At 50.9% G+C, this 6,919-nt stretch carries 7 protein-coding genes; 2 read left to right on the top strand and 5 right to left on the bottom strand.

Features of this window, described 5'->3' with window-relative positions; translation table 11 throughout:
• Nucleotides 1-57 precede the first annotated feature (57 nt).
• The 4 genes from araH to FDW87_RS17800 all read right to left on the bottom strand — a co-directional run bounded on the left by araH (nt 58) and on the right by FDW87_RS17800 (nt 4,551).
• Complete coding sequence (gene araH / locus FDW87_RS17815) at nt 58-1,044, bottom strand: L-arabinose ABC transporter permease AraH (RefSeq protein ID WP_137380047.1); 987 nt, start codon at nt 1,042-1,044, stop codon at nt 58-60.
• A gap of 14 nt (nt 1,045-1,058) precedes the next feature.
• Nucleotides 1,059-2,573 (bottom strand): arabinose ABC transporter ATP-binding protein AraG, encoded by a 1,515-nt coding sequence (gene araG, locus FDW87_RS17810; protein ID WP_019077050.1) that lies wholly within the window; start codon nt 2,571-2,573, stop codon nt 1,059-1,061.
• Nucleotides 2,574-2,688: 115 nt separating this feature from the next.
• A complete protein-coding gene (locus FDW87_RS17805; RefSeq protein WP_003034602.1) occupies nt 2,689-3,678 on the bottom strand; it encodes an arabinose ABC transporter substrate-binding protein in 990 nt (329 codons plus the stop codon).
• A gap of 315 nt (nt 3,679-3,993) precedes the next feature.
• A complete protein-coding gene (locus tag FDW87_RS17800; RefSeq protein WP_019077051.1) occupies nt 3,994-4,551 on the bottom strand; it encodes a DJ-1/PfpI family protein in 558 nt (185 codons plus the stop codon).
• A 553-nt stretch (nt 4,552-5,104) separates the two neighbouring features.
• Between FDW87_RS17800 and FDW87_RS17795 the strand changes: the two genes are divergently transcribed.
• A complete protein-coding gene (locus FDW87_RS17795; RefSeq protein ID WP_137380026.1) occupies nt 5,105-5,608 on the top strand; it encodes a non-heme ferritin-like protein in 504 nt (167 codons plus the stop codon).
• A gap of 138 nt (nt 5,609-5,746) precedes the next feature.
• Here FDW87_RS17795 and FDW87_RS17790 read toward each other — a convergent pair whose 3' ends face one another.
• A complete protein-coding gene (locus FDW87_RS17790) occupies nt 5,747-5,998 on the bottom strand; it encodes a DUF2766 family protein (protein WP_016153452.1) in 252 nt (83 codons plus the stop codon).
• A 128-nt stretch (nt 5,999-6,126) separates the two neighbouring features.
• Here FDW87_RS17790 and FDW87_RS22965 point away from each other — a divergent pair.
• A partial coding sequence (locus tag FDW87_RS22965) for an MFS transporter (protein WP_252363236.1) occupies nt 6,127-6,919 on the top strand: 793 nt, incomplete at its 3' end.

The raw sequence follows: 6,919 nt of genomic DNA, 5'->3' as shown, positions 1-6,919 counted from the left end.
GCCGGGTAGCGGCTGGCGATGAGCTAAAGCTAGACTAAAAAGTTGGGGTTAAAATCATCAAACAGTACGCTTCGCTTTTTGCTTGTAACGGTCGAAGATCACCGCCGCCAGCAGGATCAGACCACGTACGACATACTGTGCGAACGGAGAGATGTTCAGCAGGTTCATTGCATTCTCAACCGTTCCCAGAATCAACACCCCGGCTACCACATATGAGATTTTTCCGATGCCGCCTTTAAGCGAAACGCCCCCTAACACGCACGCGGAAATCACGATCAGCTCATAGCCGATTGAGGTCATTGGCTGGCCGCTGGTCATACGTGATGCGAGGATAATCCCGGCGATGGCGGATACCAGCCCGGACAGAATAAAGATAATAATTTTGGTACGAACGACCGGAACCCCAGCCAGACGTGCCGCCTCTTCATTCCCCCCAATGGCCAGCGTGTTACGACCAAACGTGGTTTTATTGAGCAGTAAGCCAAAAACGATGAAACAGACGACCGTGATCCAGATAGGTGCCGGCAGACCAAACCAGTTGGCGTAGCCGAGAGTGAAGAAGCGCTCGTCTTCAATCCCTACCGCCTTACCGTCGGAAATAATGTAGGCCAGACCACGCACAATCTGCATCGTCGCAAGGGTCGTGATCAGGGCGTTAATTTTCAGCCGCGCAATCACGAACCCATTCACCAGACCACATAGAATACCGAGCAGTAGCCCGGCAGCCACGCCAATCCACAGGCTTTCGGTCATATTAATGACCACGGCTGTAGTAACCCCGGCGCAGGCAATCACGGAGGCAACGGACAGGTCGAAGTCACCGGATGCCAGGCAAAACAGCATCCCACACGCGACCATACCCGACATCGATACCGCCAGCCCCAGCCCCTTCATGTTGATGAAAGTGGCAAAGTTAGACACAAAGAGGGAACAAACCAGGAACAGCGCGGCGAACACGACCAGCATCCCGTATTGATCCCAAATGCGACCAAGATTTAGCGCCGACTTTGCAGCACCTGAACCCGATGTTGAAACGGAAGACATCATTCTCTCCTTATTCAGGCTACAGCCTGGCTAACTTTTGGCATAGCAAGGCTTAACGCCTGGCGCTCATCCGCCTGTTCATGAAGTAACTCACCGGCAATTTCGCCTTCTCTCATCACCACAATACGGTCGGCGACACCGAGCACTTCTGGCAGATCGCTGGAAGCAAACAGCACGGCCACGCCGCGCGCCGCGAGGGCATAAATCACGTTATAAATTTCATGCTTGGCGCCCACATCAATACCGCGTGTAGGTTCGTCCAGCAAAATCACTTTCATCTCTTCCGATAACCAACGGCCGAGAATAGCCTTCTGTTGATTACCCCCGGAGAGGTTCATAATCAGTTGCTCCGCGCCCGGCGTTTTAATATTGAGCGAGCGAATATGGTGATCGGCATTGGTCTCTTCCCAGCCGTTGTTGATCACGCATCCGCCCAGAACATGTTTACGACGGGCACTGATGTTGATGTTGTTACGCACCGAATGGACCGGAATGATCCCTTCAGCCTTGCGATCTTCCGGGCACAGCATCATCCCCGCTTCAATGGCGTGGCTCGGTTTACGGATATCAATAGGCTGTTCATCGATAAACACCTGGCCTGCCGTGATACGCGTGCCGCCAAACAGACCTTTCATTAATTCGCTACGTCCGGCGCCCACCAGTCCAAACAATCCAACAATTTCACCACTGCGCACTGATAAACTGATCGGGGTACGCACGCCTGGGGCTTTGACTTCATGCAAACGCAGGCGCTCTGCACCATAAGGTCTGGATTTCCAGCCATAAATATCACCGAGGTCGCGCCCGACCATCGCCTGCACCAGCGCGTCGTGATCGACCTGCTGCATATCCGTGAACGTTTTGACGTAATGACCATCTTTAAACACGGTGATGGCATCGCTAAGGGCAAAGATCTCCTCCATACGGTGCGAAACGTACAGAATGATGCGCCCTTCGTTGCGTAGCTCACGGATGACGCGAAACAGATTCTCAATCTCGCGCGCTGAAAGGGAGCTGGTCGGTTCATCAAACGCGATAATTTTGGCGTTGCGCGCCAGCGCTTTCGCAATCTCCACCATCTGCCATTGCCCAATGGAGAGGTATTTCAACGGCGTATCGGGATCGATATCCATGCCCAGATGCTTAAGCTGGAGACCCGCTTCATAGTTCAGCAGCGAGCGGTTCACAATCCCGCCTTTGTGCGGCATCTGCCCTAAATAAATATTCTCGGCAACGGTCATTTCCGGGACGAGATGCAGCTCCTGGTAAATAATGGCAACACCGGCGTTCAGCGCGGCATTGGTGTCCGCAAACGAAACCTCTTGTCCACGGATCGCCAAAGATCCCGTCGTTGGCGCATAGTTGCCGCTGAGAATTTTTAATAGTGTTGATTTCCCGGCGCCATTTTCGCCCATCAGCGCATGCACCTGACCGGCATAGCAGTCGAAACTGATATCCGTGAGCGCTTTAACGCCGGGGAACGTTTTGCCAATGCCGCGAAATGAGAGATACGGGGTAGACTGTTGCATAACGTCTCCGTGAGTCAGATCTTTATGCCGGATAGCGGCTTTGCCTTATCCGGCCTACTGAGTACGCAATTCGTAGGCCGGATAAGACGCGTTGGCGTCGCATCCGGCATTTGTGTTATTTACCGCCTAAGCCTTTCTTCGCCAGTTCTTCTTTAAAGTTATCGCGGGTAATCAGCACCACATCCGTCACTTCAGTAAACGCCGGTGGCTCTGCACCTTTCGTTACCCAGTTGTAGAGCATCTCACTTGATTTGTAGCCGTGAACGTCCGGGCTTGGCAGGAGTGAACCGTAGAACCCGGTCGCTTCGCCTTTGGAAAGTTCGCTCACGGCATCAACGCCGTTGATGCCGATACCAATCACATTCGGCGCTTTGAAGCCCTGCCCTTCGGTCGCACGTACGCCGCCCAGCACGGTGTTGTCGTTCATGCCAACAATCAGCCAGTGTTTGACTTCAGGGTGCTGAACCAGCATGGAGTTAGCGGCATCGAATGCCCCGGGGATGTCATTCGATTTAGTGGGGACCTGGTAGATCTGTTTTTCCGGGAAGCCTGCGGCTTTAAGCGCTTCCATTGAACCCGATGTACGGCGACGCGCGGTATCGAGTTCATTCGCGGTAATGGCCATTACGGCTGTGGATTTCACATCCCAACCGCGCTTTTGCATCTCCTTATACAGCTCCTGGCCCTGGCGCTCACCAATTTTGGTTGCAGCCATCATCACCAGCGGCACGGTATCCATCGGCTTACCTTTGGCGTTAGCAAACTGGTCATCGACGGCAATGACTTTCATATCGTAGCCACGCGCCTTGGCCATAATGGCAGGCCCGAGTTTGGGGTCCGGCGTACAAATCACAAACCCTTTTGCGCCACTTGCAGCCAGGCTGTCGATGGCGTTAAGGGTCTTCTCACCATCCGGGACGGCAATTTTAATCACCTCAAAGCCAAGGTCTTTACCGGCTTTATCGGCAAATTTCCATTCAGTCTGGAACCACGGTTCTTCCGGTTGTTTGACCAGGAAACCGAGCTTCATGGATTCAGCGATAGCGGATTGTGACATAATGGCAGCCAGACCGATGGCAGCCAGCGCTTTAGTGAATTTGTGCATGGTTAACTCCAGCTTTAACGTTCTTTTATGTAGGGTAAAATCAGACGATTTTTTGTAATTCGGACGTAAAACAAGGCATTACCTTTTAGTGATAAGATCAATGCCAGTGCTGAGAGTAGTTTTAGCGGGAAATTGATTCTCCATAAGAGAGCGGCATCACACCACAGAATTACAGTAATTGCGTACATAAATTCAGCGGGAAATGACATAAAAAAACGCGGTTTTGTCGACGGGAAAAAAGAGGGATAGCAGATTAATCCATAACATCAGCTAACGAATCCTTGTTCCCGAATACCGAAGCATTCGGGAACATGATTACCATCGGTAATAAATGTGGTCAGCGTGATCGCGAACCGGAATGTCATCTCCCAGCAGGCGCGCCGCAAGCGTCAATGCAAAATCGAAAATATGCCCTAACCCTTTGCCGCTGATCAGATTGCCATCTTCAACAACCGGCGCATCGATATATTCCCCGTCCGTGACGTTTTGCCACAGATCTCCTGAGCAAACATAGCGACGCCCCTTCAGCAGACCATTGCCGCCCAACACGCGCGCGGCCGCAGAACATACCGGGCAAATGAGCTTTCCTGCCTGATCATGACGGGATACAAACTGGATGACCGCCTCACTGGCGGCAAGATTAACGCTGCCCTGCGGCCCGCCTGGCAATACGACGGCATCGTAGAGATATGTCTGGCGCGCGGCCAGCGTGCTATCCATCACCATCGGTACGTCATGATAACTCACCACCGCACGTGACTCTGCGCAGGCCAGGGTTTCGACTTCGATATTCAGGCGACGCAGAATATCCAGGGTAACAATCGCCTCCGCCTCTTCAAAACCGGGTGCCAGCAGCACCGCAACCTTCTTCATATGTAACTCCTTGCTTAATCCACATAAACGAAACAATTAATGACGACCAGTGCAGACTGTTAAATTTCTCAATTTGATTAAAACTGATCTGGCGCAAAAAATTAGCCATCAGATAATTTGTACTAATCCATCCCGATCGTGAAATTGCCTTTCAACTTGGGAAGATAATCATCAGATGCCAGACAATACCTTATTGTGGAATTTAATTTTGTGATATGAAACACCATTTCATTATCATGAAAATCATTTAATGACATAAATTTCAACCCCTTACATTCATGTCATCTATATGCCAAAACAGCAGAAGCATGAATACTGTTATGACAATATGTAAAAAAACATAAATACGCAGATTTAAGGATTTTCTTATACCAGGGCAAGCGTTATGCTGAATCTCGATCGGAGCGAATATAATTCGTGATCACTAAAGGACCGGCGGAACGGATTTATTCTGCTAACAGTTTTAATTGTACGTAGAGGTGAAGTGCAGCGGCAGCCCGCTGTACTGGCGTGAGTAACGTACATCCCCCTTTCTGGAAATAAGGATATTGATATGGCTGCAGTTGGAATTGTTCATAAACTCAATACACAAATGAATCTCGAGTTCTACGCCTCGAATCTTTACCTGCATCTCAGCGAATGGTGCTACGAGCATAGCCTGACAGGTACAGCCACGTTTCTACGCACGCAGGCGCAGGGTAACGTGACTCAAATGATGCGTATGTTCAATTTTATGAAAAGTACCGGGGCTAATCCCATTGTCAAGGCCATGGATGTGCCGGGTGATGAACTGAGTTCCCTTGAAGAATTGTTTCAGAAAACGTTGGATGAATATCAGCAGCGTTCGAGTAAGCTCTCGCGTTTAACCAATGAAGCTGAAGCATTAAACGATGCGCCAACCATTGATTTTCTTCACGATCTGGAAAAAGAGCAGCAGCAGGATGGCGTGCTGTTACAGACGATTCTTGATGAAGTCCGCAGCGCCAAACGCGCGGGGTTGTGCATGGCGCAAACCGATAAGCACTTGCTCAACGTCGTTAACTACCAGCATCACTAATCTTCAGTTTTCATCGCGTTAATGCCGGATAGCGATGCTGCGCACCTTATCCGGTCAACCTCTGATTTTCCCTGGCACGCGCCTCCCATTCTGCGAGGCGCAAAAAAACCTTTCTAAAACCTGAAACAACGGTTTATTTTAGTGGGATTCGTTCTGCGGCGTGAATTTCAACTCGATCAAGGCAACCGCTTTTTGTATTGCGCGCATAGTGACCGGATCGGCCCCTGCAGGATGGCTGGAAAAATCGATGTTTTTCAGTTGGCTGGACATTTTTTCCCGAACTTCTACCGGGGCAATAACATCAAGAACATCCAGAATTTGCTTGATAACCAGCTGACAGGCAACAACGTCCGAGAGCAGTTCCTGATCGGCATTCAATGTTTGGGACATAGTGAGCTCCTTATAGAAAGGTCGTCATAGTACCTATTCAGCGATCGAAACGATAGCCGCGCACACATTACAAATGCGCTGAAAATAAAAAAGGTCCAGTCAGTTTCTTTTGAGATGGCAAGCACAACATGAGTGAACAGTTAGCGGTTGAGAAACAACGCGGTCTTTCCCCGGCAGCATTACTTGTTGCCGGGGCTTTCTTTATGGAATTTATTGACGGCACGGTGATTGCCACAGCCCTACCCGACATGGCCAAAAGCTTTGGCGTACAGGCGGTAGACCTGAACATTGGTATCAGCGCCTACTTGATCACCCTCGCGGTGCTTATCCCCGCCAGCGGCTGGATTGCGGATCGCTTCGGCGCCCGAAAAGTGTTTACCCTGGCGCTGGCGATTTTTACTCTCGCTTCGGTTTTATGCGGTTTGTCCGAAAGCCTTGAGAGCTTTGTAGCAATGCGAATTTTACAGGGTGTGGGTGGCGCGCTAATGGTTCCTGTTGGCCGTCTCGCGGTACTGCGCACCACGCCTAAACATCAGTTGATCACCGCCATAGCGACCCTGACCTGGCCCGCGTTAGTCGCGCCTATCATCGGGCCACCGCTTGGAGGATTCATCACCAGCTATGCTAACTGGCGTTGGATCTTCTTTATTAACGTACCGCTGGGAGTTTTAGCGATCGCGCTGGCGCTACGTTTCATCCCGGATATTCATGACGACGAGCGCCGTCCATTTGATATAGCGGGTTTTATCGCGACCTCAGTTGCGATGGTTAGCCTGGTGTATGCCATGGAGTTACTGGGAACCCAGCAGCCGCAGGGCTGGCTAACCGCCGGGCTGCTGGCGCTAGGAACCGTGACCTTTCTGTTTGCCCTGCATCATTTTCGTCGCACTACCTGGCCGATGATTCGTCTTGATGCCATGA

The organism is Citrobacter sp. wls826, from assembly GCF_005281245.1.
In the GTDB taxonomy this organism is placed as follows: domain Bacteria; phylum Pseudomonadota; class Gammaproteobacteria; order Enterobacterales; family Enterobacteriaceae; genus Citrobacter; species Citrobacter braakii.
Note: the sequence above shows the minus strand (reverse complement) of the source record. Positions and strands in the feature narration are given on the sequence as shown.